At 56.4% G+C, this 25,192-nt stretch carries 35 protein-coding genes; 12 read left to right on the top strand and 23 right to left on the bottom strand.

Going from position 1 to position 25,192, the window contains the following annotated elements; genetic code table 11:
• The first annotated feature begins 36 nt into the window (after positions 1-36).
• Complete coding sequence (locus tag F7C11_RS09325) at positions 37-969, top strand: SPASM domain-containing protein (protein ID WP_297092905.1); 933 nt, start codon at positions 37-39, stop codon at positions 967-969.
• Here F7C11_RS09325 and F7C11_RS09320 read toward each other — a convergent pair.
• Entirely contained in the window at positions 966-1,883 is a 918-nt protein-coding gene (locus tag F7C11_RS09320) for an Lrp/AsnC family transcriptional regulator (RefSeq protein WP_297092904.1), read from the bottom strand. The genes F7C11_RS09325 and F7C11_RS09320 overlap by 4 nt on opposite strands.
• A gap of 71 nt (positions 1,884-1,954) precedes the next feature.
• On the opposite strand from F7C11_RS09320, the gene F7C11_RS09315 reads away from it, so the two are divergent.
• The 3 genes from F7C11_RS09315 to F7C11_RS09305 are packed head-to-tail and all read left to right on the top strand — an operon-like array spanning position 1,955 to position 3,549.
• Positions 1,955-2,443, top strand: coding sequence for an adenosine-specific kinase (locus F7C11_RS09315; RefSeq protein ID WP_297092959.1), 489 nt, complete (start codon positions 1,955-1,957; stop codon positions 2,441-2,443).
• A 43-nt stretch (positions 2,444-2,486) separates the two neighbouring features.
• Positions 2,487-3,041, top strand: a complete 555-nt coding sequence (locus tag F7C11_RS09310; protein WP_297092903.1) for an XTP/dITP diphosphatase — start codon at positions 2,487-2,489, stop codon at positions 3,039-3,041.
• Positions 3,042-3,096: 55 nt separating this feature from the next.
• Positions 3,097-3,549, top strand: a complete 453-nt coding sequence (locus F7C11_RS09305; protein WP_055430137.1) for an Lrp/AsnC family transcriptional regulator — start codon at positions 3,097-3,099, stop codon at positions 3,547-3,549.
• Between the two features lie 79 nt (positions 3,550-3,628).
• Here F7C11_RS09305 and F7C11_RS09300 read toward each other — a convergent pair whose 3' ends face one another.
• From F7C11_RS09300 to eno, 3 genes are all read right to left on the bottom strand, one after another.
• Entirely contained in the window at positions 3,629-4,456 is an 828-nt protein-coding gene (locus F7C11_RS09300) for a radical SAM protein (protein WP_297092902.1), read from the bottom strand.
• Between the two features lie 269 nt (positions 4,457-4,725).
• Complete coding sequence (locus F7C11_RS09295) at positions 4,726-5,388, bottom strand: hypothetical protein (RefSeq protein WP_297092901.1); 663 nt, start codon at positions 5,386-5,388, stop codon at positions 4,726-4,728.
• A 28-nt stretch (positions 5,389-5,416) separates the two neighbouring features.
• Complete coding sequence (gene eno, locus F7C11_RS09290; protein ID WP_297092958.1) at positions 5,417-6,709, bottom strand: phosphopyruvate hydratase; 1,293 nt, start codon at positions 6,707-6,709, stop codon at positions 5,417-5,419.
• A gap of 115 nt (positions 6,710-6,824) precedes the next feature.
• Between eno and F7C11_RS09285 the strand changes: the two genes are divergently transcribed.
• The 3 genes from F7C11_RS09285 to F7C11_RS09275 all read left to right on the top strand — a co-directional run bounded on the left by F7C11_RS09285 (position 6,825) and on the right by F7C11_RS09275 (position 9,175).
• A complete protein-coding gene (locus F7C11_RS09285; RefSeq protein WP_297092900.1) occupies positions 6,825-8,033 on the top strand; it encodes a CGP-CTERM-anchored Cys-rich protein in 1,209 nt (402 codons plus the stop codon).
• 184 nt (positions 8,034-8,217) lie between these two features.
• Positions 8,218-8,895: a deoxyribose-phosphate aldolase gene (gene deoC, locus F7C11_RS09280; RefSeq protein ID WP_297092957.1), complete on the top strand. Its 678-nt coding sequence runs from the start codon at positions 8,218-8,220 to the stop codon at positions 8,893-8,895.
• Positions 8,882-9,175: a family 4B encapsulin nanocompartment shell protein gene (locus F7C11_RS09275; RefSeq protein WP_297092899.1), complete on the top strand. Its 294-nt coding sequence runs from the start codon at positions 8,882-8,884 to the stop codon at positions 9,173-9,175. Before deoC ends, F7C11_RS09275 begins: the two co-directional genes overlap by 14 nt.
• Here F7C11_RS09275 and F7C11_RS09270 read toward each other — a convergent pair.
• From F7C11_RS09270 to F7C11_RS09250, 5 genes are all read right to left on the bottom strand, one after another.
• Positions 9,172-9,780: an ECF transporter S component gene (locus tag F7C11_RS09270; RefSeq protein WP_363316525.1), complete on the bottom strand. Its 609-nt coding sequence runs from the start codon at positions 9,778-9,780 to the stop codon at positions 9,172-9,174. The two genes, F7C11_RS09275 and F7C11_RS09270, sit on opposite strands and share 4 nt — an antisense overlap.
• A gap of 103 nt (positions 9,781-9,883) precedes the next feature.
• Complete coding sequence (locus F7C11_RS09265; RefSeq protein WP_297092955.1) at positions 9,884-11,221, bottom strand: ornithine aminotransferase; 1,338 nt, start codon at positions 11,219-11,221, stop codon at positions 9,884-9,886.
• A 160-nt stretch (positions 11,222-11,381) separates the two neighbouring features.
• Positions 11,382-12,374: a thioredoxin-disulfide reductase gene (gene trxB, locus F7C11_RS09260; RefSeq protein WP_297092898.1), complete on the bottom strand. Its 993-nt coding sequence runs from the start codon at positions 12,372-12,374 to the stop codon at positions 11,382-11,384.
• Between the two features lie 89 nt (positions 12,375-12,463).
• Complete coding sequence (locus tag F7C11_RS09255) at positions 12,464-12,997, bottom strand: metal-dependent hydrolase (RefSeq protein WP_297092897.1); 534 nt, start codon at positions 12,995-12,997, stop codon at positions 12,464-12,466.
• A 6-nt stretch (positions 12,998-13,003) separates the two neighbouring features.
• Positions 13,004-14,212: an ATPase gene (locus F7C11_RS09250; RefSeq protein WP_297092896.1), complete on the bottom strand. Its 1,209-nt coding sequence runs from the start codon at positions 14,210-14,212 to the stop codon at positions 13,004-13,006.
• A 61-nt stretch (positions 14,213-14,273) separates the two neighbouring features.
• Here F7C11_RS09250 and F7C11_RS09245 point away from each other — a divergent pair, with 61 nt between their 5' ends.
• From F7C11_RS09245 to F7C11_RS09225, 5 genes are all read left to right on the top strand, one after another.
• Positions 14,274-14,759 (top strand): THUMP domain-containing protein, encoded by a 486-nt coding sequence (locus tag F7C11_RS09245; protein ID WP_297092895.1) that lies wholly within the window; start codon positions 14,274-14,276, stop codon positions 14,757-14,759.
• A 32-nt stretch (positions 14,760-14,791) separates the two neighbouring features.
• Positions 14,792-15,502: a SagB/ThcOx family dehydrogenase gene (locus F7C11_RS09240; RefSeq protein WP_297092894.1), complete on the top strand. Its 711-nt coding sequence runs from the start codon at positions 14,792-14,794 to the stop codon at positions 15,500-15,502.
• Entirely contained in the window at positions 15,495-15,674 is a 180-nt protein-coding gene (locus F7C11_RS09235) for a hypothetical protein (protein WP_297092893.1), read from the top strand. The genes F7C11_RS09240 and F7C11_RS09235 overlap by 8 nt, the downstream gene beginning before the upstream one ends.
• 40 nt (positions 15,675-15,714) lie before the next feature.
• Positions 15,715-16,209 (top strand): ferritin family protein, encoded by a 495-nt coding sequence (locus F7C11_RS09230; RefSeq protein WP_297092892.1) that lies wholly within the window; start codon positions 15,715-15,717, stop codon positions 16,207-16,209.
• Positions 16,210-16,350: 141 nt separating this feature from the next.
• Positions 16,351-16,860, top strand: a complete 510-nt coding sequence (locus F7C11_RS09225) for a ferritin family protein (protein WP_297092891.1) — start codon at positions 16,351-16,353, stop codon at positions 16,858-16,860.
• Between the two features lie 6 nt (positions 16,861-16,866).
• Here the strand turns inward: F7C11_RS09225 and F7C11_RS09220 are convergent, their stop codons facing one another.
• The 14 genes from F7C11_RS09220 to F7C11_RS09155 are packed head-to-tail and all read right to left on the bottom strand — an operon-like array spanning position 16,867 to position 24,969.
• On the bottom strand, positions 16,867-17,358 hold the full coding sequence (locus tag F7C11_RS09220; RefSeq protein WP_297092890.1) for a 4Fe-4S dicluster domain-containing protein: 492 nt from the start codon (positions 17,356-17,358) through the stop codon (positions 16,867-16,869).
• 3 nt (positions 17,359-17,361) lie between these two features.
• Entirely contained in the window at positions 17,362-18,327 is a 966-nt protein-coding gene (locus tag F7C11_RS09215) for a respiratory chain complex I subunit 1 family protein (protein WP_297092889.1), read from the bottom strand.
• Positions 18,324-19,562: a nickel-dependent hydrogenase large subunit gene (locus tag F7C11_RS09210; RefSeq protein WP_297092888.1), complete on the bottom strand. Its 1,239-nt coding sequence runs from the start codon at positions 19,560-19,562 to the stop codon at positions 18,324-18,326. Before F7C11_RS09210 ends, F7C11_RS09215 begins: the two co-directional genes overlap by 4 nt.
• Complete coding sequence (locus F7C11_RS09205; RefSeq protein ID WP_297092887.1) at positions 19,562-20,125, bottom strand: NADH-quinone oxidoreductase subunit C; 564 nt, start codon at positions 20,123-20,125, stop codon at positions 19,562-19,564. The genes F7C11_RS09210 and F7C11_RS09205 overlap by 1 nt, the downstream gene beginning before the upstream one ends.
• Positions 20,122-20,568, bottom strand: coding sequence for an NADH-quinone oxidoreductase subunit B family protein (locus F7C11_RS09200; RefSeq protein ID WP_297092886.1), 447 nt, complete (start codon positions 20,566-20,568; stop codon positions 20,122-20,124). Before F7C11_RS09200 ends, F7C11_RS09205 begins: the two co-directional genes overlap by 4 nt.
• On the bottom strand, positions 20,569-20,922 hold the full coding sequence (locus F7C11_RS09195) for a hydrogenase (RefSeq protein ID WP_297092885.1): 354 nt from the start codon (positions 20,920-20,922) through the stop codon (positions 20,569-20,571).
• A complete protein-coding gene (locus tag F7C11_RS09190) occupies positions 20,919-22,472 on the bottom strand; it encodes a proton-conducting transporter membrane subunit (RefSeq protein WP_297092884.1) in 1,554 nt (517 codons plus the stop codon). Before F7C11_RS09190 ends, F7C11_RS09195 begins: the two co-directional genes overlap by 4 nt.
• Positions 22,469-22,834, bottom strand: a complete 366-nt coding sequence (locus tag F7C11_RS09185) for a sodium:proton antiporter (protein ID WP_297092883.1) — start codon at positions 22,832-22,834, stop codon at positions 22,469-22,471. The genes F7C11_RS09190 and F7C11_RS09185 overlap by 4 nt, the downstream gene beginning before the upstream one ends.
• A complete protein-coding gene (locus F7C11_RS09180) occupies positions 22,827-23,294 on the bottom strand; it encodes an MnhB domain-containing protein (protein ID WP_297092882.1) in 468 nt (155 codons plus the stop codon). Before F7C11_RS09180 ends, F7C11_RS09185 begins: the two co-directional genes overlap by 8 nt.
• Positions 23,291-23,563, bottom strand: coding sequence for a hydrogen gas-evolving membrane-bound hydrogenase subunit E (gene mbhE, locus F7C11_RS09175; RefSeq protein WP_297092881.1), 273 nt, complete (start codon positions 23,561-23,563; stop codon positions 23,291-23,293). Before mbhE ends, F7C11_RS09180 begins: the two co-directional genes overlap by 4 nt.
• A complete protein-coding gene (locus F7C11_RS09170; RefSeq protein WP_297092880.1) occupies positions 23,560-23,823 on the bottom strand; it encodes a hydrogenase subunit MbhD domain-containing protein in 264 nt (87 codons plus the stop codon). Before F7C11_RS09170 ends, mbhE begins: the two co-directional genes overlap by 4 nt.
• Positions 23,820-24,173 carry a monovalent cation/H(+) antiporter subunit G gene (gene mnhG / locus F7C11_RS09165; protein ID WP_297092879.1) on the bottom strand — a complete coding sequence of 118 codons (354 nt, stop codon included), beginning with the start codon at positions 24,171-24,173 and terminating at the stop codon, positions 23,820-23,822. Before mnhG ends, F7C11_RS09170 begins: the two co-directional genes overlap by 4 nt.
• Complete coding sequence (locus F7C11_RS09160) at positions 24,170-24,469, bottom strand: cation:proton antiporter (RefSeq protein ID WP_297092878.1); 300 nt, start codon at positions 24,467-24,469, stop codon at positions 24,170-24,172. The genes mnhG and F7C11_RS09160 overlap by 4 nt, the downstream gene beginning before the upstream one ends.
• Positions 24,466-24,969 carry a Na+/H+ antiporter subunit E gene (locus tag F7C11_RS09155; RefSeq protein ID WP_297092877.1) on the bottom strand — a complete coding sequence of 168 codons (504 nt, stop codon included), beginning with the start codon at positions 24,967-24,969 and terminating at the stop codon, positions 24,466-24,468. The genes F7C11_RS09160 and F7C11_RS09155 overlap by 4 nt, the downstream gene beginning before the upstream one ends.
• Between the last annotated feature and the right edge of the window lie 223 nt (positions 24,970-25,192).

Raw genomic sequence — 25,192 nt, 5'->3', positions numbered from 1 at the left:
ATACAATTCTGCCCCTTTCTTCTATGGTGAGGGTTAATGGAGAGGGTAGCTTACGATGCGTCTCATACCGTTGATGTGGGAACGGCTCTCAACATAGTCTCTATAGGGAAGCCTCCGTGGAGCAACAGCTCTCACAACGGCAGACTTGAACGTCTCATTGTGCAGCTCGGTGCCGGAAGCGGCAAATTCTCCGAGGTTAGAGGCATACCCCGCTCAATAGGCTGTATAGGGAACAGCTCCTTCATTCTCCGGAGGGAACCCCTCAGTCCCGAACGGGTGAGGGAGCTCATCCGGGAGTTCAGGGAGATGGGTGGAAAGGAGCTCTGGCTCACCAACTATGACCGGGTCGAGTACCTGACCAGCGTTGCCATGTACGCCTCAGAAATAGGCGTCCCGGAGGTCTACGCAGTCGTCAAGCTTGAGGATGTGGAATCAGTTGAACCCGTCGATGGGATACGCTTCATCGCCGAGCTCGAGTACTCGCCGAAAAACGTTCAGCGGCTTGAGGCCCACAGCTGGCTCCACGGGGCGCTCATAATGGTGCAGAGTTCACAGTTGAATGAGCTTATGGGCCTCAAGACCACCTTTCCCGGGGAGGTTTACATCGACCTCCTCTTCCCGGGCTCCGCTAGAAAGCTGGACTTTAACGTCATAGAGGTCAGGAGGATACTGAATCCCACCGTCGAAAGATACCACGACTGCCTGGCAGGCACGATGGCAGTAACGGCGGACGGCTACGCACTCCCGTGCCCGCTCCTCAGGAACTACGTTGTTGGAGACCTGAAGGAGCTGGGGATAAAGAAGGTTCTGAGGAAGAAGAGGCTCAAGACCTTCTGGAAGATGACAAAGGATGACATAGGGGCTTGCAGTGCCTGTCCGTTCAGGTACATCTGCCACGACTGCAGGGCGCTGGAGTACCAAGCTACCGGCGAAATAGACGGCCTGGAATACTGCCAGATAGTATTTTAGAAGTCCAGTATGGACCGGTAGCCCTTTCCGTCTTTTCTCACCCTTCGTGAGTACCTGGTTATTCCGTTCCTATCGTTCAGTTCCTTGAAGGTTGAGTCAAAATAGTTGATTAGAATCTTGTCCACATAATTGCTGAACTCAAGTATCTTTGTTCCCAGGTCCTCCTTCGAGGAGAAAAACCACTCTATGGCATATCCCCTCCCGGGGAGCACCCCAATGGTGATTTCGTATTCCTTGAATCTCTCTAGGACTGATTCGTCGAGCGTTTCCGCTATTCCAAGAACGCTCCTGTCGTGGATGTTGTTCTCCAAAGCAGGATCGAATCCAACCAGAATCCCCATACTCTTAAGCCGGTTTATCATGAATTTTACCGTGGGGCGGCTCTTCCCGAGCCTCTGTGCTATCTTGGTTATTGGGGTTCTCGCGTCTAGGTTCAAAATGTCCATCAGTACAGCATAATCGTAGCTCAAGTTCCATTCCCCGAAGTTGTCGTCCCCGCTGTAGGGGTAGGCCCTGACCTCGTAGTACTCGTAGTCGTCGGAGTACTTTGACAGCATCTCGTCTATCCTGTCCTTCTGGTCGTCTGGGATGTGGAGTATCGCCGACAGCCCGTTCTTGAACCCGAATGCGGGATTAACGTACGCCACAAAAGGATTCTGGGTCATTCTATAACCCGTCTCAAGTATGCTATCCGAAGGGACGCTCAGAAACGCCAGATAGCTCCTGAGACCTATTATCCGGATGTTGTAAACGGCACTAACGGAGATGTACTTGCCGTAGTACTTGTCGTACAGCCTCTTGAGGCGGTAGTAGTCTATTCCCTCCTCCTCGGCTATTTTTTTCAGGCTGTCCGTGGGATGCCTCACCAGAACCTCCACGAGAAATTCGAGCTCCTCCATGACAGGCTCGCCCATTTCACCTCACCATTATACCCCACGGAAAAAGTTATATCGTCGATGTATATTAAACTCTTCCGGTGGTGAACATGGTAAAGATAGACGTAGTTGATATCGAAAAGCCGGAGGGCGTTGAGGTCATAATCGGGCAGGGGAACTTCTCAATATTCACGGTTGACGATCTGGCCAAAACGCTCCTCACAGCCGTTCCGGGCATAAAGTTTGGGGTAGCGATGAACGAGGCCAAGCCCCAGCTGACGAGATTCACCGGCAACGACCCGGAGCTTGAAAAGCTGGCAGCAAAGAACGCCCTCAAGATCGGAGCCGGCCACGTCTTTGTTATACTGATGAAGAACGCGTTCCCGATAAACGTTCTCAACGCCGTCAAGAACCACCCCGCCGTTGCCATGGTCTACGGAGCCAGCGAGAATCCCTTCCAGGTCATAGTTGCCGAGACCGAGCTTGGCAGGAGCGTTCTCGGCGTCGTCGACGGTAAGGCCGCCAACAGGATCGAGGACGAGGAAATGAAGAAGGAGCGCAGGGAGCTCGTTGAAAAGATCGGCTACAGGATAGACTGAAACATTTTTATTTCTCCGTTCCCCTTTCTCACCCGGTGGTTTCATGAGGCTGGCCTTCATCACTTCTAACCCCGGAAAGGTAGAGGAAGCGAAGAAGTACTTCGAGCCACTCGGCGTTGAGGTCTATCAGCTCCGGATGGAGTACCCGGAGATACAGGCGGACAGCCTGGAGGATGTTGCCCTGTTCGGAGTTGAGTGGCTTGCCAGAAAGCTTGAGGGACCGTTCTTCCTCGATGATTCAGGGCTGTTTATAGATGCCCTCGGCGGCTTCCCGGGAGTGTATTCTGCCTATGTTTACAGAACTCTCGGGATAGACGGAGTCCTCAAGCTGATGGCGGGCGTTGAGAACAGGGAGGCTCACTTCAGGAGCGTCATCGCATACTGGGACGGTGAGGCCCACATCTTTACCGGAAGGGTCGATGGTGAGATAACCACGGCTCCGAGGGGAAGCGGCGGCTTCGGTTTCGACCCGATATTCAGGCCTCGGGGATTTAACCTGACTTTTGCCGAAATGACAACCGAGGAGAAAAACGTGATCTCCCACAGGGGGCGTGCCTTAAAGGCCTTTGCTGATTGGCTAAAGGAAAACCTTAAATAAGGCCATCGTTCCAAAGTTAACAGTTATAATTGAACGGATGACGAAGGGGGTCGCGATGGTAGCATCACTCGATAGCACCGATTTGAGGCTGTTGAAGGAATTGAAGGAGAATGCCAGGGAGAACATAGCGAGCCTCAGCAAGAAGCTTGGGATACCGAGGACCACCGTTCACTACCGTATCAAAAAGCTGGTCGAGGAAGGGGTGATAGAGAAGTTCACGGTCAAGCCCAACTACAAGAAGCTCGACCTTGGGACGACGGCTTTTATACTCGCCCGCTACGAGCCGGACTCCGGCCTGAGCCAGAGGGAGGTTGCCGAGAGGATAGCGGCCCTTGAGGGTGTCTACGAAGTCCACATAATAGCCGGCGAATGGGACCTCCTCATAAAGGTACGTGCTCCGAGCTCAGAGGAGGTCGGAAAAATAGTCGTTGACAGGCTCCGGGAGATAAAGGGGGTCGGCCAGACGGTTACAATGGTGTCCTTTGTTACAGTGAAGGAGGAGCTTTGAAGCTACCGGGCGATGATTGGCGTTCTCCTTTCTGATTTTATGATGATGCGAGGTTTCCTGAGCCCACCACCGTGGCGCGCTACACCACGCAGCACTCGTAGATTATCTCGACCTCCCTCACGCTTTTTGCCCATTCGATGACCTTTCTTGGAGGGTTCGTCAGCCTGTCAATGCCGGCCAAAACCGCACCCCTGTCGAACTCAAGGCGCCACCTGCCCAGGGGCCGCATGCAGCCTATGCTTATCTCCCCGTCGAAGCGTTCCCGGGCGTACCTCACAACCTCTAGGCTCTCCTCAACTCCAGGGGCGGACACGTTCTCCATCTCCGTTCCCCTGGTTGGGATGAGCACATCGAGTACTATAACGTCTATGGGGTACCCCACCAGCAGGTCTATGGCCCTGTACTCCCAGTGGATTTTTCCGAAGTCGAGACCTATGGTTATGTGGGGTGCAACCCTTACCCCTGCATCAGTGAGCAGGTCGAGGATCCTGAGGTAGTCTTTAACTGTCCTTTCTATCTTGTGAACGCGCCTTATGACGTCGTCATCGCCAACGAAGTCAAGGGAGACCACATCGACGTATTTAACCCACTTCAAATCGCCCTCGTCTATGAAGCCCACGTGGGCGTTGAGCTTCAGGCTCGTTCTCTTCTTTATCTCCCTGATTTCACTGGCGTACTTGTCGAGGGGCACCTTCAGGCGGGAGTCCAGCCCCCCGCTCAGCAGACAGCCGGTGTAGCCTTCCCTCTCAAGGCTGACGCAGTAGTCCACCAGCTCTCTCCGGGTGGGCTTTCTCATGCTCTCAAGGTAGTGCTTCCCGCAGTGGGCGCAGTTCAGCGAGCAGTAGTTTCCGGTGAGCGAGATTGATGGAAACTTGATTCCTGGAATGTAGATTTTGAGCTTTTTCATTTAACTCACCTCAGAACGGGGGTTGTAGGGGGCGTAGCCCCCTCCGGTGTTTAAAAGAGGAGGAAGGGTCTGGGAAACGTAGTTTCCCGGTTTATGTGGGGCGAAGCCCCACGTTCGGGGGGAGGGGGTTGGCAAGGACGTGGGGGGTGAAACCCCCCGGTCCTGCGAGGGGAACCTGATTCCTGGAATGTAGATTTTGAGCTTTTTCATTTAACTTCCCCCTTGGGGTTGTAGGGGACGTGGCTTCTGGAGTTTTTCGGTCCCCTCATTCAGTTTCCCTCCCATCTCGGGAGTCCGCCCTCCCGTTTAAAACCCTGACTGGACGTTTCTGTCTCCTCGAAAGTCAGGAGGAACTTGATGTAGAACAGCTTTCCAAGTATCGCGAGAACCGTGAATGATCCGAGTATCGGCGCGGTCAGAACCGCGAGGAGCCACGTTAATTCTCCTGCCCTTGCAAGGGCGGGCAGGAAGGGTATTGCCGCCATGAGGAATATCACGATCGAGTTCAGCCTGGAGAACCAGAGGCTGGTCTTAAGCCCCCTGATTTTCCAGAGGACGCTGTTCCTTATTCCGACGGCGATGTAGTTCATCCCTGCACCCATGAGCGTCACGACGGAGGTCACCACGAACTCCCTCGGGCCGAAGGGAAAGATGTTGTCTATGACCGCTGAGTAGGTGTAGACTGCCGATGCGAGTATGAGAACCCATGAAACTGCCCTTAGGAGGTACGCTACCGTGAACCTCTTAACGGCCCACCTTCCGAGCCTCTTCCTAACGAGCTCCGTCATGCCCACGTAGTAGAGAACCGTCGAGGCGCCGAGGCAGGCTATAGAGGCGTTGTAAGAGCTTGTGGATAGAAGGGCCGCGAGGAGGAGAAAGGCCTCTGCCAGAACGAGGAGCGGTCGGGGTTTTATGGGCATCTCAACCTTCATCTGCTCCACCAAAATTAAGGAAAAGGGCTCAGAAGAACGGGTTCCTGAACTTCCTGCCCGGATAGACCGCTATTCCCTCAAGCTCTTCCTCTATGCGTATGAGCTGGTTGTACTTGGCGTTCCTGTCGCTCCTCGCTGGAGCGCCAGTCTTTATCTGGCCGGCGTTGAGGGCAACGGCGAGGTCAGCTATGGTGGCGTCCTCCGTCTCTCCCGAGCGGTGGGAGACGACGACGCCGTAGCCGGCCCTAAAGGCTGTGTATGCGGCGTCGATGGCCTCGCTCAGAGTTCCAATCTGGTTGACCTTGAGGAGGAGCGCGTTTGCCGCTCCCATCTCTATGCCCTTCCTTATCCTCTTCGGGTTGGTGACGAAGAGGTCGTCGCCGACTATCTGTATCCTGTTTCCGAGTTCCTTGGTTATCATAACGAAGCCTTCCCAGTCGCCCTCGTGGAACGGGTCTTCGATGGAAACTATCGGATAGCTTGAGACGAGCTCCTTGTAGAGTTCGAGAAGCTCGGCGTTGGTGTACTCCTTGCCGTTGACAACGTACTTGCCGATGTCCGGGTGGAAGAACTCGCTTGAGGCAGGATCCATGGCGAAGGCTATCTCGTCGCCCGGCTTGTAGCCTGCCTCCTCTATGGCCTTTATGAGGAGTTCGAGCGGCTCATGGGGCTCCTTCAGCGGCGGGGCGAAGCCGCCCTCGTCGCCGACGTTGACCGCGTCTTTGCCATACTTCTCAGCTATGACTCCCTTGAGGACGTGGTAGGTCTCGGAAACCCACCTTATGGCCTCCCTGAATGAGTCGGCCCCAACGGGCATTATCATGAACTCCTGGAAGTTCAGCTCGTTGCCGGCGTGAACGCCGCCGTTGATGACGTTGCTCATCGGGACGGGCATGACGTAGGCGTTGGTCCCCCCGATGTACTGGTAGAGCGGAAGTCCCAAAGCGTTGGCGGCGGCCTTTGCAACCGCCAGGGAAACGCCAAGAATGGCATTTGCACCGAGGTTGCTCTTGTTCTCCGTTCCGTCGAGTTCGAGCATGAGGCTGTCTATGTCCCTCTGCCAGGTGACGTCCATGCCCACTATCTCGGGCGCGATGATCTTGTTGACGTTCTCAACGGCCCTCCTAACGCCCTTGCCGTGGTACCTCTTCCCGCCGTCGCGGAGCTCAAGGGCCTCGTGGGTGCCGGTTGAGGCACCGCTCGGAACTGCAGCGCGCCCCATGCTTATCGGTGTGTATACCTCGACCTCGACCGTCGGGTTGCCCCTGCTGTCGAGTATCTCCCTGGCAACGACTCCGGTTATCTCAAACGGGTTCTCCATCTCAATCACCTCGGGTGATATTCTTTCCGGGGCATATAAAGGTTTTAGCTTCAATCCCGGCTGAAGCTATGGATAGGTGTATATATTTCCGCCGCGTAGTTTTATCGGTGGGACTATGAGGCGGGTGATGGCTTTCCTTGTTCTCCTGATGTTCATGGTAACGCCCCTTGTCAGGGCGTGCATGAGTCCGGCCGATGCGTACGCGGTTGAAGTCGTTCTCAACAAACCCGGGATAAATTACAACCTCTGGCGTTTTGATGCTGCACATAACGTCCTCTCCACGAACGGCACGTTCATCTTCCGTTCTCACTACGATAAGAGGCTCTACGTCCTGGTCTGGAATGCCAGCGATGGGCTTCACGTCCGGGTTGGGATACCCATCGAGAGGAAGTCTCAGACGGTCTCGGTGGCTTCCCTGAACGTCTCCCTCCTCATCACAGAAGGGGCACTGGGGAAGCTCAGGGCCGAGGGCTGGAACATCACGGGCAACAAGACCTTCGAGAGAAACGGGGTGAGGATTTCCCTTTCCCCCGACCGTGGTGGTGAGTGCACATCCGATGCTGACTGTGCCACCGGCGGCTGCTCGGGGGAAGTCTGCGCCCCCAATGAGGTGGCATCTAAGATCGTAACACCCTGCGTGTACAGGGCGTGGTACGACTGCCTCGGAATGACGACCTGTGGCTGTCTCAATGGAGTCTGCACATGGAAGCCCAATCCCCAGTTCGAGGCGTGCCTGCGGGAACGTGGAGTAGACCCTGCAGACGTGGTGCGCGCCGGGCAGTTCGAGCTCAAGGTCGAAGCGATGAACAAATCGGACGGGGAGGTAAGCGCCGCCGTTAGGGACTTCCTTAATGCCTTTGGTGTTTTCTGCGATGTTTCCCTCACACTCGTCAAGACCTCGGTGGTGAGGCCCTCCCCAGCGGTCGACCCGTCGGAGGTTAACGCCTCCGCCGCGTTGCTGGCCGAGCTTGGCTGGCTGGCAGACAACGGCGTAATCAACGTGAGCGAATCGGATATCAACGCCATTGTGAAAGTTGCCAAGTGGGGCTTTGCGGGCTACAACTTGAAGATAGGGTGGTACGAGACCGGGAACGGGAGCTACGCATGGATGCCGTACGGAGAAAGCAAAAACCCCGAGCTGGTCAGATGCTCTTCGGGGACGGCGCCCGTGTACGCTCTTCCGAACGGGACGGCTTACTTTGGCCCCACGGTAACGGCGCCGCCGACGGACTCTCAAACGTCCCCCGAGGGCGCTCAGGGAATATGCGGGCCGGCATCTGTGGTTATACTGCCGCTGCTCCTCCTTCTCTTCAGGAGGAGGTGACTTTTCTTTCCTTTCGTGTGGGTTGGATGTCCCGCATGTCGCTGTCTTTTGTCCACCCTATGCCGGATAACTTCAAAAAATTGCCGAAGATCCAATTAAACCCTGCAGATTTTCCGATAAATTGCCCATTTTTGAGGAGAAAAAGTCTAAATACCTTCATGGAAAGTAGGTATTGGTGATGATTATGGGTGATCATTTCGATATTGCTAAATATATCGACCATACGAATCTCAAACCATACGCTACCACCGATGACATAGTTAAGCTCTGTGAGGAAGCTAAGGAGTATGGCTTCTATGCCGTCTGTGTGAACCCCTACAGGGTGAAACTGGCAAAAGAAGTCCTTAGGGGCTCGGACGTGAGGGTCGCCACGGTCATAGGCTTCCCTCTCGGCGCAACACCGACTGAGGTCAAGGTCTTTGAGGCGGAAAAGGCCTTGGAGGACGGCGCTGACGAGCTGGACATGGTCATCAACATCGGCGCTCTGAAGGACGGGGACTACGAGTACGTCAAGAGGGACATCGAGGCGGTAGTCAAGGTCGCCCACGAAAGGGGCGCGATTGTCAAGGTCATCATCGAGACATGCTATCTCACCGAGGAGGAGAAGGTTAAGGCCTGCGAGCTGGCAAAGGAAGCGGGAGCGGACTTCGTGAAGACCTCAACGGGCTTCGGAACAGGTGGGGCCACCGTCGAGGACGTAAGGCTCATGAGGCAGGTCGTTGGCGAGGAAATGGGCGTCAAGGCCGCCGGTGGCATCAGAACCTACGAACAGGCCCTGGCGATGATAGAGGCGGGCGCGACCAGAATCGGAACATCGAGCGGCGTAAAAATCGTGGAGGGGGCGCGGAATGCAGGGGATTGATGAGATAAAGGACATCCTGGCGAGGGCCATAGCGGAGCTCCGGGAGGAGGGCCTTGAACCGGATATCCTCCTTGTCGGCCCGGCTTTTCTTGAGCACTCCGTTGAACTCCTCAGGGACTGCAAGCTCAGGATATACAAGATTGAAGAGCTGGGATACGATGCCGTGGTAGCTGATTCCAAGTATCTGGGACAGATAAAAAGGGCCTCAAGGAGAATATCAGTTGAGCCCCTCCTCAAGGAAAGTGAGATGTGGGAAGAACTGAAAAAGCTGGAAGTTTAGATGAGGTCCGCGACCTCGGGGTACCTCTTCTTTATTATCGTTGCCAATCCCGTTCCGACTATTATTCCAGTGACTGCCTGAACGATGTTCCCCGGAACTTCCGTCAGGGCCGCTGGGACACCGAACATGTAAGCCTCGAAGAGGAAGTAGCCGGAGACCATTATCATTCCACCGACGATTCCGGCTATGACTAGGGTCGAGACGTTGTCGCTCCTCCTGGCGAGGTACCCTATGGCCAGTCCCTCAAGTCCCTTGACGACGAGGGTTATCGGTGCCCATCCCGGGTAGCCGCCGATGATGTCTCCAAGGGCCGAACCAACACCGCCGGCGAAGACTCCGACGACCGGCCCGAAGACCATGGCCGAGAACATGACCATTGTGTCCCCGAGGTTTATGTAGCCCCCCGTTGCAGGAGTCGGCACCTTTATCACGTTGGTGGCTATGGCAACCACTGCCGCGAGGATTGCCGAGAGGGCTATCGTGGCAGGCGCCTTGTACTCCTTCCTCTTCGCCCAGATGTACGCGAGGAAAACGACCACCGCTCCCCCGAGTACATAGTGACCGTACGGCTTGAGCATCTCGGTCAGATCCACCACTTTCACCACCGCCAGAATTTCAAGTTTAAACTTTAAAAGCTTGTTGCTGCGGTGGTAACCGTTTACTATGACCTGAAAACAAGTGGACAATAAAATGAGGAACGGGAGGGAATCAGCCGAGAGCTTTCTTGAGGCTCTCCTCGAATATCTCCATCGCGACGTCTATTTCCTCCTTCTGGATGGTCAGCGGCGGTATGAACCTTATGCTGTTGTCACCGCAGCCGAGAAGGATAAGACCCCTCTTGACGGCCTCCTTGACGATCCTGTCCCTGAGCTCTGGGTTCTTCTCCTTGGTGTCCTTGCTCTTGACGATCTCGACGGCCTGGGCCAGTCCGAGGCCGCGGGCATCGCCGATGACTTCATAGCGCTCCTCGAACTCCTTGAGCCTCTTGTGGAGGTAGTCTCCAACCTCCTGGACGTGCGGGAGGAGCTCCTTGACGATCTCGACGACCTCTATTCCGGCCGCTATAGCGACGGGGTTGCCTCCGAAGGTCGAGGCGTGCCTGCCCGGCTTGTCAAAGGCTATCTCCGCCCTGTGGACAACACCGGCGAGCGGAATTCCACCGCCTATTGCCTTACCGAACTGGATGGTGTCAGGGGCAACGCCGAAGTGCTCGATGGCCCAGAACTTGCCCGTCCTTCCGACGCCCATCTGAACCTCGTCGTCCGCTAAGAGGATTCCGTAGCTGTCGGCGAGCTTCTTGAGTTCCTTGAAGAAGTTCTTCGGCGGGACGACGTAGCCGCCCTCACCCTGTATCGGCTCGAAGACTATGGCACCGACCTCGTGCGGCGGGACGTGGCGGAATACGTACTCCTCGATGAACTCGATAACGCGGTTGACGAGCTCGTCCGGCTCGGCGTAGCCGTCGATGTGCCAGGGGTTCCTGTATGGGTTCGGGTAGGGGATGTGCTCAACTCCCGGCATCGTCGGGAAGAACCTGTCCTGCTGAACCCACTTGCTCGCCGTCAGGGAAAGAACGGCCTGGCTTCTTCCGTGGAAGGCGTGGTAGAATGCTATGAACCTCTTCCTGCCGGTTCCGTACTTGACGAGCTTCATCATGGCCTCGTTGGCCTCGGCACCACTGTTCTGGTATACGACCTTCTTCGGGAAGTCACCGGGGGCGAGCTCGGCGAGCTTCTGGGCGAGTATGACTGCGTTCTCGTAGAAGAAGTCGTTGAGCGCGAAGTGGGTGAACTTCTCTGCCTGCCTCTTGACGGCCTCGACGACCCTCGGGTGGGCGTGGCCGACGTTCAGCACGCCGACGCCGCTTCCGAAGTCGTAGAAGGTGTTTCCATCAACGTCGTAGACAAGGATTCCATCTCCGTGGTCGATGACTATCGGAAGGGTCTCGGGGTCCTGTGTGGTAACTGCGAGGGTCTCGAAGTTCCTCTTAATGACCTCCTTGGCCTTGGGTCCGGGGAGCTCCTTAACGTTCGGTCTAACCACCATGTGCATCACCGGGAGAAGGTCGAGCTTTTCCTATATAACCCTATGTTCATCAATGAACATCTTTGACCGAAGAATTTTCGAGAGAACGGGAAAATTTCCCTATTTGGAGGAACTTTGGAAAGGGGAAGGTCGAGAGAAAAGAACTAGGGGGAGTGAAAATTCACTCCACGACCTTCGAGTTCCACTCCTCAAGGAGCTCCTTGGCGGAGTTGGCCGCTATCGCTCCCTGGCCTACCGCTACCGCTATCTGCTTGAAGACGTTGGTTATGTCTCCGGCGGCAAAGATGCCCTTGACCTTGGTGCGCATGTGCATGTCCACCGGGATGTAGCCGTACTCATCGGTTATGCCGAGGTGCTTGACGAAGTCCGTCTTGGGCTCGTAGCCGATGAAGATGAAGACGCCGTCGACGGCCATCTCCGTCTCCTCGCCGGTGACGCGGTTCTTCAGCTTGACGGCCTCGACCTTGTTAGTTCCCTTAATTTCGGTCACGACGGTGTTGAGTATAGTTGGAATGCCGCTCTCCTTAAACCTGTCCTGGAGTATCTTGTCCGCCCTGAACTTGTCCCTCCTGTGAACGAGGGTCACGTCAACGCCTATGCTCTTGAGGTACAGTGCCTCCTGAAGTGCCGTGTTTCCACCGCCGACGACTATCACCTTCTTGCCCTTGAAGAGCGGGCCGTCGCAGGTGGCGCAGTAGGAGACGCCCCTTCCTGTCAACTCCTCTTCGCCGGGAACGTGGAGCTTCCTCGGTGCTGCTCCAACGGCTATGATTATGGTCTTTGCTTTGTACTCCTTGCCGTTCTTGGTTCTGACCGCGAACTTGCACGGTCCCTCGTAGTAGGCGCACTCGGTCGGGTCTATCCTCTCGACCTCGTCGAAGACAATATCGACGCCGAGCTTCTTCACCTGCTCGTGCATCCTGTTAGTGAGTTCTGAACCGCTGATTCCCTCGGGGAAGCCGGGGTAGTTCTCTATTAGGTCGGTCAGCGCCATGTTTCCTCCGAGGTCTTTGCTGAGTATCAGGGTCTCAAGGCCGAAGCGCGCCGCGTATATGGCCGCGGTGAAGCCGGCGGGTCCGGCACCGATGATCAGCACGTCCCAGGTCTTGTTTTCATATTCGCCTCCGCGTGAGAATCCTCCCAGGCTGAACATCTCTCCCACCTCCGGTTCTTAACCTTGGGTTGAACACTTAAAAACATTGCGGGACAATCATGTGTCAATCCCGGACAAAAAGGTGTCAGCTAAAGGAGGGAAATCTCCCTGTCGAGGACGAGGTGTAGGGTGTAGCCGCTGAACGCTACGAAGCCGACGTAGAGTCCCTCGCCCGTCGTCATACCCAGGCCGAAGTTCACGAGGGCGTAACCCAGAACCCCATATATGGCCGCGAAGAGGAGGGAGTGCACTATCCCCCTGTGCCTGGGCATTACCGCTGTGAAGCCGTACCAGGCTATGAGTCCGGCCAGCGCCCCGATTCCCCACGCGGCGGCAACGTTGAGCGGTTCGCCCCCAAGGTTTATGGAGCCGAGGCTCTGCACGAATACCGCGCTCCCAACTGCCACGGCCACTATGGGCTTCGTCCCCCTGTGTATCAGCGCGTTGGGGTGGTCCATGTCCGGCAGATCGGCCCCCAGGACGTATAGTGCGTAGCCTATCACCATTGCGGCCGTGCTGAGGACAAAGGGGACTCCCGCGTAATCCCTGAGCATGAAGGCGAGAAAAACGGTGAGCGGGTATGAAACTATGCCGCTCAGGAGGTGGGCGTCGTAGTTCGGCATGGACTATCACTCTTCGACCTCTTCCGTCTCCTCGCCCTCCTCAAGGAACTTCCTCACGTACTCGGGGACTTTGTAGTTGCCCTTGGGGTCTCCGACCAGGAAGCCGAGCCTTATGAGCTCGTTGAGCTGGTCGTAGACCTGTATTCCTGGCCTCTTGACGATCTTGGCTATCTGGATGTAGCTCACCGGCCCGCCGTTGAACTCGTGGACTATTGCCTCCACCAGATCCTTGTACTCCTTCGGAATCCTCGTGAGGTACTCCTCAAGGCTCTTCGGCTCCTCAAGGATTGTCGTGACAACGTAGTCGTCTATCGGGTCAAACTTGTGCTTCGCAGCTTCGCTGAGCACGTAGTGGAGGAGCCTCAAAATCTGCCTGGGGTTGCCCTTCCCGAGTTCATGGATGAGCTTAACGGCCTCCTCGGTGAAGGGATAGAGCGGGTCGTCGGTGTCCCTTATCCGTACCCTGTTGAGTCTCTTTTTCACCAGCTCGTAGGCCTCGTCTATGCTCATCGGTCTGAGCTTGAACTCGTAGTGGAGGCGCATGAAGAAGGCAGGGAAGATCTTGGAGTACTCCTCGTAGGCTTCAGGTACACAGGCGAAGGCAACGATACAGCCCTGGGGCATGTTGCTGATGAAGTGCCTGAGCATCTCGAAGAACTGTATCTTCTCCCTCTCGCTCGCGGTCTGCATGTTCTCCAGCTCATCCAGGAGCAGGGCGCAGTAGGGGTATTTTCCCATCTGTTCGGTCAGGAGTTCGGCTATGTCCCTGCTCTTGTACTCGTCCCGGTTGCTCAGCATCTTCTCAAGCCTGTCTATGAAGCCGAGCTTCCTTGAGAGGTTTTCGAGGAATATGTTGGTCCTGCTCCTCGGGGGTTTGAGGGCGTAGAAGATGTCGCGCGTGAGCTTGAGGATGTCGTTCGTATCGACCTTGACGTATATGGCCTTTCCCCGGTTCTCCTCTATGGCCTTGGCTATGGTCTTGAGCCTCTGGGTCTTGCCCATCCCGAGGGGGCCAACGATGCTGAGGGCTATGGAGCTCTTGTTTCCGATGACCTCGGAGATTATCATCTGGAGGCGCATGTCTACCTCCTGATAGACGTGAATGCTCTCGACGTCGGTTATCCCCTCACTCGCAAGCTGCTCAAAGGGGTTTCGAGAAAGGCCGTAAACTTCGTATGACTGGTAGGGATAAAGCTTAAGGCCGCCGGCTTCCATTTTAACTCACCGCATAGTTTAGGAACGCGAAATATAAAAAGTTGTCCATCGGTGAGCGGAGATGACGATTCTTCTCGTTACGACTCCACAGGGACGTGAGGGCGACGCCATACTCGAACTGGAATGGGCGCTGGAGAGGGTCAGGGTCAGGGGTACCGACTGGAGGGGAGTCCTTCTGGCCGAGACGCCCCTGTCAAGGGGGGAAGCCATAGACCGGCTGAGGAACTTCGAGACCCAGGCGATACAGCGTGTTGTCCCCCTCGACCTCGTCGTCCCGGCCAGGAGGGAGGAGATTGAAAGGGCAGTCCTTGAAGTGGCGAGAAAGATAGACGGCACCTTCGCGGTACGCGCCAAGGTCAGAGGGAACAGGGGGCTGTCCCAGAGGGAGCTTGAAGTAAAGCTGGGTTCGCTTATAGTGGAAGCCTTCGGCCTAAAGGTCAACCTTAGCGACCCGGACTACACCGTCGCCGTCGAGGTGCTGGGGAAAAAGGCCGGGATCGGACTGGTGGGGAGGGGCGAGCTGCTTCGCTTTGAGGTGAAGGGGTGAAGCCTAAATAGTATGAGGCCCAATTCATAAGTATGAACTTCAGGCATGTTTCGTACATAGTGGTGGCCCTGGTGGTGGCATCGTCTCTCCTTCTCGTCCTCAAGCCATACCTCCTCTGGAGAGGGGTGGGTGAGACCCTCTCGGGCGAGGTCATAGCCCTGCCCGAGCCGAGGCTGGACTCGGACGTCAGCGTCGAGGAAGCGATAGCGAGGCGGAGGAGCATACGCTCCTACAGGGACGAACCCATAACCCTAAACCAGCTCTCCCAGCTCCTCTGGGCGGCGCAGGGGATAACGGCCCGGCGAACCCGGTTTCGAGCCTCGCCCAGCGCGGGGGCGACGTATCCCTTCGAGGTCTACGTGGTGGCCGGAAACGTCGAAGCCCTTGCCCCGGGAGTGTATCGCTACGACCCCTTCAACCACACCCTTGTGTTGGTGAAGGCGGGGGATTATAGGAAAGCCCTCCAGAGCGCGGCCCTCGACCAGCGGTGGGTCGGGGACGCGCCCCTCAGTATAGTCCTCGTGGCATTCTACGGAAGAACGACCTCCCGGTACGGGGAGCGCGGGATAAGGTACGTGCACATGGAGGCGGGACATATAGGCCAGAACATCTACCTCCAAGCGACCGCCCTGAACCTCGGAACCGTCGCAGTTGGTGCCTTCTATGACGAGGACGTTGCGGAGATACTGGGCACCGACGGCGCTCCCCTGTACATCTTCCCGGTGGGTGTTCCAAATGGTTAGCTTCGACCACTACACCCTTGGCTACCTGAGCTTTGCCTTCATGAGCCTCGCCATGCTGAGCGGGGCATTTATCTTTATCTCCAAGCGCAGGGACGCGTGGATAAAGGTTCACGTGGTCATAAGCATAATCGCCTACATCCTCATGTTCCTGACGATATGGCTCGTTAGATGAACCTAAAGCTTATTTAGGGGAGGCGCCCTATCGCTGTCCGATGGAAATGTACGAGGTCGATGAGATAGTTGAGTTCCTCTCAAGGCTGAACTACAGGGAGGCCCTGGCCTACTGGATAGAGGGCGAGAAAAAGGAGGCCGAATTCTACCGCGAGCTCGCCATACGGGCGAGAAACCTCGGACTGGGCGGGGAGCTGGTGAAGACATTTGAAAAGCTGGCGGAGGATTCCCTGAACCATGCGTCCGAGCTTGAGATGAGCTTCAGGGAGGCCTATGGCGAGGTTCCAGGGAGCGACCTTCCACCCATTGAGGTTCTTCCGGTTCTCGATAGGCTTGAACGGGCTGACCAGCTCCCTGAGGTCATCCGAGCCGCCATGGAGAGCGAGCTGATAGCCCATGAGTCCTACAGGCTTCTGTCCGAGAGGGTTGACGACCCCGAGCTGAGGGGGCTCTACCGGAAGCTTGCCGATGTTGAGTGGAGTCACTACGAACTGCTCCGCCAGAGATACAATGAGTTGGTAAAGGAAAAAGTCTGAAACTCCGAAATCCGATTCAAAAGTCCTTCCATTTTTGAGATATCCTTTAAGGGGCAGCCAATTATTTCAAACGCCTTTTATAGACGGTTGTGCCAAAGCCCGTATAAAACCCCCCGCGTACATTGGATTGGGGTGAGTGGGATGGTTGATCTTGAGGGCGTCTCTCTCCTGGAGGAGCTTCCCCTGAGGGAGCTTCTCGCCTACTGGATATCCCTTGAAGGGGACAAGGCCCTTCTTTACGAAAAGCTGTCCGAGAAGGCGAAGGGCATGGAAATTGAGGGTGCCGTCTGCGACATGTTCAAGCTCCTCTCTCAGGAGGCGAGGCGGCACGAAAGAAAGCTCAGGAACCTTTACACCCGGAACTTTGAGGAAGATATCCCCACCGTTAGTGGGCCCTCCCTGGAGGAGCTCTCCGACATAAGGGAACTTGAGAGCGAAAACGACGTGTTCGCGGTTCTCAAATGTGCGCTTGAGCTTGAGGAGGTCTCGGAGAGGATATACTCCATTCTGGCCGAAAAGGCCGACGACGAAATTATGAAGGCGGTGTTCCGGTACCTGGGCTCTACCGAGAGGCTCCACGAAAGGGCGGTAGAATCCCTCATCAGGGATTACAGGTACCACAATGGAATAAAAGAGGGTGTGAAGGCTTAGCTCACGCTAGCCTTCGGACTCCACTGCCTCCTTCACTTCTTTTTTGAAGAGCTCCTTGGCCTCGGGCGGCTCCTCGATGAGGTTGTCGCTGTACTTGTCGTAGTCCGCCAGCAGGAACTCCTCGCTCATCCTGAGCGCCTTCACCGCTTTCTTCTCTCCCGGGAACTTCTTGCCGGGACAGACATCGACGCAGAGGGCGCAGAACATGCACCTGCTGACGTAGTGCCTTATCTTCTTGAGCTCCGGAACCCACTCCATGGCGTTGGCGGGGCAGACCATTATGCACAGCCTGCAGCCGATGCACCTCTCGGGAGTGTAGACCAGCTTGCCCCTGAAGTCCTCGGGAACCGGAACCGGCGGGTTTATCTGGACCTCACCCTTCTGAACTTTTTCTATCAGCTCCGTTACGTTCGCCGGGGCGTGCTTGACCGGGAACGGGTTTGTGGCTGGTTTTTTGACGAATTGCTTTAGGAGGACGAACATCATCTTGTTAACCATGCTTCACACCCCCAGCCATACCAGCGCGAGTCCCACGAGGGCGATTATGTTGACGTAGACCCAGAACACCCTGGATGCCTGCTCTATCCTGAACCTGGCGAAGGACGTCCTGACGAGCGTTATGGCCAGCAGGTATATCACCAGCACCTTGAAGAGGAACCACAGCGCCTCGACGACGTAGTATGCTGTCCCTGTGAGGCTTAGGTTCAGTATGCTCGTCAGCGTGAACGGGAAGAACAGCACGACTTCTAAGGCAGCCATGGCAAAACCCCTGACAGCGTCGGAGAGGTAGAACAGTGCCAGGTTCCTCCCGCTGTACTCCGCGAGCATTCCCTCACAGATTTCCGTCTCGGCCTCGGCTATGTCGAAGGGCAACTTCGCCAGCTCCGCGGGTGTGACCGCCAGAAGCGCCACCAGGAGCAGCAGCACTCCCATGGCGGCGAGCGGACCTGCGACGCCCCACACCGGGGTGCTCGCTATGGTGGTCAGTGAGAAGCTCTTGTAGACGAGCGCGAAGCCCACTATGACCGTCGCCAGCGGCATCTCGTAGCTCATCATGAGCACCATTTCCCTCTGCGCACCCACCGAGGAGAACGGGCTTCCCGATGCGAAGCCGCCTATGGCCATTGCCAGGGACTGCAGCGTGAGCAGGTACAGGATGACGATTAAGTCGCCGTAGCCTTCCAGCGGGGCCTTGAGCACTCCGAAGGGTATGTAGAGGAGCAGGGTCATTGAGGCCGCGAAGGAAACTATCGGCATGGCGTTGAATATCCACGCCACAGCGTTCTCCGGAACTACGGTTTCCTTGAGGAGTAGCTTTCCGACGTCCCAGAAGGGCTGCCTTATCGGCGGGCCTATCCTGGAGGTCAGCCTCGCCGAGAAGCGTCTGTCTATACCCTTGTAAACCAGCCCGAGAAAGACCCCAAGGACTGGGAAGGTGAAGGCGTAGACGAGTGTTTCGAAATTCACTCTCTCACCCCCAGCTCTTCCCTAAGCTTCCTTGTTTTTTCGACCGCCTTCCTGTGGAGAGTCGCCGGGTCGATTATCCTGCCGTCCTCGTCCCTCACAACGGCTATCCTGTCGTTACAGCACATGCACGGGTCGATGTAGGCGACTACTATGGGTATGTCCGCCACCTCCGCCCCGAGGAGGAGCGGGGCCCACGTGTTGATGTTGTTGTAGCTCGGCGCTATGACCTTCCACACCGCCGGCCCGTCCCTCTTTCCGTCGAACTTGAGGTAGTGTATGACCTCACCGCGCGGTGCCTCGTGCGCTCCTATGGCTTCGCCCTGGGTTCTCCTTATCTTGGCGAGCAGGGCGACGTAGTTCGGGATTGCCATGAGCTTGCCCTCGGGGAGTTCGTCTATGCAGTATTCGATGATGTCAAGGCTCTGGTCTATCTCGTAGAGCCTCACCATGGTGATGTCGTAGGCGTCCCCCCTGGCCTCGCCGACGATGTCCTGGGGAACCACCGCGCGGACGTCTATGTCAGCGTATGCGTCGTAGGGTATGTCCTGCCTGATGTCCATCCTTACCCCTGCCGCCCTTGCAACCGGCCCAACGGCGTTCAGTTCGAGCGCCATCTTCTTGGAAAGCTGGGCGACACCCCTCGTCCTAGCCTTGTAAACCGGATCGGAGAGGAAGACGTCCTTCATCTCCTGGTTGAATGTGCGGTAGTAGCTTATCATGTCCTTGATGGCCTTTATGTGGCTCTCCTTGATGTCCCTTCTAACACCGCCTATCATGAAGACGGAGTAGTTTATCCTGTTGCCCGTGAGGAGCTCCAGTATGTCGAGAAGCCTCTCCCTGCCCTTCCACGTCCAGAAGAGGAGGGAGTCAAAGCCCATCTCGTGCGCCACGACGCCGAGCCACAGGATGTGGCTGTGTATCCTCTCCAGCTCACCTATTATCGTCCTGATGTACTGGGCCCTGGGCGGCGCCTCTATCCCGAGGGCCTTCTCGGCGGTAACCACGAAGGCGTATGGGTGCGATATCGAACAGATTCCGCATATCCTCTCGGAGAGGTAGAGCGTCTGGATGGCGTTCCTCTTCATGCCCATGTACTCTATTCCCCTGTGGGCGAAGCCCCTCTTGACGTCGACCTCGACTATCTTCTCACCCTCGACCTTCGCCTCGACCCTTATTGGCTCCTTCAGTGCGGGGTGAATGGGTCCAACGGGGACGTAATACTGAGTCTTGGCCATCAGTCCTCACCCCTCATCTTCCTTATCTCGTTCACGCTCCGGTGGGTGTGCTTGATCATGTCCTCGACGCCGTACTCGTCCCGCCTCCACGGGTACTTGCCCTCCGGCCAGTCGTCGGGCAGGAAGAGGTGCCTCTTGTTCTTCAGCCCCTCGAACTCAACGCCGAGCATCTCCCGGATCTCACGCTCGTTGGTCTCGGCACCCATCATGAGGTCGGTTATCGTCGGAAGAACCAGGTTGTCCTTGGGGAGGTCAAACTTGATGGTGATGCTCAGTTCGCCCCAGGGGTGCGTGTGGAAGACCCCGAAGGAGTATATCATGGTGAGGGTTTCTCCGCCCTGGTCTTCGCCGGCTATGAAGTGAAGGTGGGGATAGTCTAGGGCAAATATGGCTTCGACGGCCTTCCTGAAGGCGTCGGGCTTTATGGTGATCCACAGCTCCCTGTACGTTCTCTTCCTCTTAACGCCCTTGGTGTACTCCCTGACCTCGTGGGAGAGCAGTGCCTCCCCCAGCGTCTCCTGGAGCTTCTTGAGTACCTCTTCCACGCTTACAGGCTCTTTCATTTCTTCTTCCCCTCCAGCTCTTTTTCCAGCTTCTCTATCTTGAGCCAGGCCTTAACCACGCCGTCTATTATCGCCTCTGGTCTCGGTGGACAGCCCGGAACGTAGACGTCCACGGGTATTATCTCGTCTATCGGGCCCGCTATGTTGTAGGAGTCGTAGAAGACGCCGCCGCTGGTCCCACAGTTCCCGACAACGACGACAGCTTTGGGGTCGGGCATCTGCTCGTAGACGCGCCTGAGCTTGTCCGCGAAGTCCCTTGGAATGGCTCCGGTAACGAGGAGCACGTCCGCGTGCCTGGGACTTCCGACGAGCTTGATTCCGAAGCGCTCCACGTCGTATCGGGGAGTAAGCACGGCGACTATCTCAATGTCGCACGCGTTGCAGCTTCCTCCCGAGGCATGGAAGACCCATATTGAGCGCTTAAAGTTGGTGAGCTTTCCCATTCACACACCCCCCACGAGGACGAAGAGTATTATAGCACCGAGCCCGAGGTACCAGAGTATGTAGTCCCTGAGGTCTCCGGTGTGCATTCTCATGAGGACGCTGTAGTAGCCCTTGAGTGCTTCGATGAAGCCCCAGTATATGTCCCCGGCCCTTACCCTGATATCCTCCACGTCCTCCACGGCGTTGCCGCTTATGAACGGCTTCACCTGCTCCGTGTTGGGCTTGTAGCTCCTGTTACCCCTCGAATAGATGAGGTAACCGATGATGGCGAAGATAACCAGGAACGCCAGCCAGACTATCGGGTTCCAGAAGCCCGACGGCGACTTCAGTGTAAGGCTCTCAATCCAGGTCATGGTAGACCACCCCACGTCTGGTAGCTGCTCAGCTTCAGCAGCGCGTCAACTGCCGGGTACACCAGCTTGTCCAGCACCACGTTCGGGAACAGACCGAAGAGGATACACAGCGCCGCGAGGATTAGCATTGCCACCACCATGCTTCTCGGAACCTCCTTCACGTCCTCGTACTTCTTGACCGGCGGTCCGAGGAAGGCCGAGGCAAAGACCTTGACGAACGACGCTAGGGTCAGGACGCTCGTGACCATTGCGAATACCGCGAATATCGGGCTGAGCTGGTAGGATGTTTCGTAGATGAGGAACTTGCTCGCGAAGCCGTTGAAGGGTGGTATTCCGGATATTGCCGCGGCTCCAACGATGAAGGCCACCGTGGTGTAGGGCATCTTCCTGGCGAGGCCACCCATCTCGTTGAGGTTCCTCGTCCCGGTCACGTAGAAGAGCGCTCCGGCGGTCATCAGCAGGAGGCTCTTGTAGATGATGTGGTTGATTATGTGGAATATACCTCCGGCCATGGCGTCCCTTCCGAAGGCTGCAAGCTTGGCCGGGTCGTTGAGGACTGCCAGGCCAACGCCGACTCCGAGGAGCATGTAGCCGGTCTGAGAAATCGCGTGGTAGCTCATGAGCCTCTTGACGTCCTTCTGCACGAGTGCCATGGTGACGCCTATGAACATCGTGAGTACTCCGAGGATGCTCATTATCCACCCGAGACTGCTCATGCTCACCGTGATGTTCCCGAAGAGGCTGAAGCTGACCCTGAAGAGGGCGTAGAGGCTCGCGTAGGTCGCCACCAGCAGGGTTGGGTTGATTCCCGAGGGAACTTCTGTGTACGCATCGGGAACCCAGTGGTGGGTCGGCACCGAACCGCACTTCATCGCGAAGGACGCGAAGAGTATTCCAAGGGCTATCATGTCAACGGTGTTGAAGCTTATCTGGGTGCTCAGGTAGGCTATGTTGAGGTTTCCGTACTGGCCGTAGAGCAGGCCTATGGAGAACAGCACCATCAGCGAGGCGACCGCGCTGACTATGAGGTACTTGATTCCAGCCTCGCTTGCCTCTCCCCTGTAGTTTCTGAAGCCCACCAGTGCCGAGCCAGCTATTCCCGCTATCTCCAGGAACACGAAGAGGTTGAACAGGTCTCCCGTGAGAACCATGCCGAGGATTCCGACCTCCAGCAGGAGGAGCAGCGCGTAGTACTTCTCAAGGCCCGTCTCGTTTCTGACGTGGCTGTACGAATAGAGGGCTCCGACGAAGCTCATGAGCGTTGCCGAGAGTGCCATGAAGGCCCCTATCGCGTCGACCTCGAAGATTATCCTCACCGGAACCCTGTACCCTGAGGGCAGGACGAGGGTCGGTTTGTCCGCTCCGAAGACGTACACCATCATGCCCTGAGCGAGCACCTGTCTAACGAGAAGGAGCGCCATTCCCAGGGTTGCGCCGGTGATGATTATCGCCCAGACGGCCGGAGCACTGCCCTTCTTCTTCAGCAGAGGCGCTACAAACGCCCCGAAGAGGGGCACGGCTATCATGAGTGCCGGTAGGTGCTCGATCATCCTTTCAGCCTCCTGACCTTTGTAACGTCAAGGGTTCCGTAGTGGCGGTAGATGTTAACCGCGAAGGCGAGCATGAGGGCCGATACGGCGACGCCTATGACGATGCTCGTCAGGGTTAATGCTTGAGGCGTTGGCAGAACCATGTTGTTGGCTGCCTCCTTCGGCGCCATGGTGTATATCGGGGCGTAGGCGCCTTTGACGTAGCCGAGGGCTATCAGGAACAGGTTGACGGCTCCCTCAAGGATCTCAATGCCTATGACGACCTTGATGAGGTTCCTCTTGAAGCCTATAGTGTAGAACCCCACCGCCAGCAGGAGCGCCACGACTATGAAGGGGAGGTTGACCAAAATCACGTTATTCATTCTTCTTCACCCCCAGGAGGAGGTAGAATACCAGGATTATGCTCGTTAATCCGGCCAGAACCTTTGTTCCGACGAATATGTTCATGTACGGCAGCGTTCCACCTGTGTTCAGGTACCCCGGGTTTATTCCGAGCGGGGTGGGCTCGCCGAAGAGCGGAAACCCGCTGTTTGCTATGACGTTCTTGAAGAACGTGTACCCCATGAATCCGAGTGCCGCCGTTCCCAGGAATCCGAGGGCACCTATGCTCTCGAAGGTACTGAGCGGGACCTTGGAGAAGGTTCTCCTGATGTCATCGTACTTGTTGGCCACGATGAGGAGCGCAAGGCCGCTGGCGAAGACTGCCCCTCCCTGGAAGCCGCCTCCCGGGGTGAGGTGACCGTGGAGGATGATATACGCTCCGAAGGTGAGTATGAGCGTGGCCAGGTACTTCGTGGTGGTCTTGATGATTACGGTGGTCATGTCGTCACCTCCCTCCGCCTGAGGGCCATCAACACACCGGCAACGGCCGTGAACAGAACCGTCGCCTCACCGAGGGTATCGAACCCCCTGTAGTCGAAGACTATGCTCGTGACCACGTTGTTGGCCGAGGCTTCCTCCTGGGCATGCTGGATGAAATAGGAGTCCATATCCTTGTGAACCGGCTCTCCGAAGGGCCTGAGGCTCGCCGCCGCTACCAGGAGGAACAGCGTGAAGCCTATGAACGCAAAGAGGCCGAGGGCCTTCCTCATTCTACCACCTCCTCGTCGGTGGTGTTCTTAATCGCCAGCAGGTACATCGCGGTCGTCAGGCCGGCCCCGACACCAGCTTCGGCGATGGCAACGTCTGGCGCTTGGAGTATGTAGAACTCCAGTGACAGTATCAGGCTGAAGACGGCCATCGCGATGACTGCCGAGATCAGGTTCTTGAACCTGATAGCCGCTATCGCCGAGACCAGAAGCCCCAGCCCGGCCAGAACCTGGATCACCCAGAAGAGCTCCTCGAAGTTCATAGCCTTCCCTCCAGCTCGTCTATAACGGCCCCGTAGGGCCTTATCCCCGACTTTCTGGCCGCTCTACCGAGGGCGTGAGCTCCAACCGGGTTGGTCAGCACCAGGAATATGAGAACCAGCGCCGAGTGGATTCCTATGGTCACCCATGCCGGGTTCTTGGCCACCCAGTAGTAGTTGTATATCGAGTAGCTCACCGTTGCGAGCACTATGAATATCGTCCCGAAGGTCGTACACTTCGTCGCCGCGTGTATCCTCGTGTACACGTCCGGGAAGCGGAGGATACCGACGCTTGCCAGGAGGTTGAAGAAGACTCCTATTGCCAGGAACAGCCCTATGATCCATTCTATCACTGGCTCTCCCCCCCGGTCTCGTAGATTACTCCCACTCTCTTTCTTACCAGATAGCGGGCTATGTAGAGCGTTGCGATGTAGCTCAGAACCGCGTAGACGAGTGCAACGTCTATGAAGACCGCCTGCCTGGTTATGACGCCGTAGAGAACCATGGCACCGGCCGTTGTTGTCGTCATGGAATCGAGGGCCACTGCCCTGTCCGGAATCGTTGGGCCCGCCAGGAGCCTTATAAGTGTCAGCATGGCTGAGAACAGGAGCAGTATCATGGCCCACATGAACATTCCATCGACCGTCATTCCGCAATCCTCCTTGCCCATTTTGGAAGATATCCACACAGCTCCTCCGGAGTGGGCTTCTCCTTTCCGGGCGGAACGTTTATCCAGTGGACGTAGAAGTTGCCCTCCTCGTCTATCTCCAGGGTGAAGGTTCCCGGTGTCAGTGTTATCGAGTTGGCGAGGAGAGTCTTGCTCTCGTCTCTGGTCAGGCCGGGGGATATTTTGACTATTCCTGGCCGTATCTTGCCCGTTATGACCCTGTAGGCGACATCAAGGTTGGCCTTGGCCATGGCGAAGAAGAACGGCCCTATGGCGTAGACTATGAACAGCAGCCACCTCTTCGGGTTGAAGAAGTAGCTCAGCTTTTCGTCCATGACGTCCTTTGTGGCGTAGCCGATGATGGCCGCTATTACAATCCCTGCAACCAGCTCCCCCGGGCTCCAAGCGATGACGTTGCCGGAACCCGCTGTGAGGAGCAGATAGACGATAAGGGACCACAGGAACGGTGTGGCAAACCCCATTTTCCCACCTCAACTTTAGGTTTTAAACCCTTATCGGGCGTATTTTCCCGAAATCTCAAGTGAGCATTGGCCAAATCTTTATAAATGGATTTCTAAAACAAATGGTTAACAACCTGAAATTTGACAAACAGAAACAGCACAATGCTTTACGTAAGTACAAAAAACGGCTCTCTGTAGTATGTTTATGGATACGGATGTTCAGAAAAGAGCATCAGAACCCATG

Source organism: Thermococcus sp. (genome assembly GCF_015521605.1).
GTDB lineage: Archaea > Methanobacteriota_B > Thermococci > Thermococcales > Thermococcaceae > Thermococcus.
Note: the sequence above shows the minus strand (reverse complement) of the source record. Positions and strands in the feature narration are given on the sequence as shown.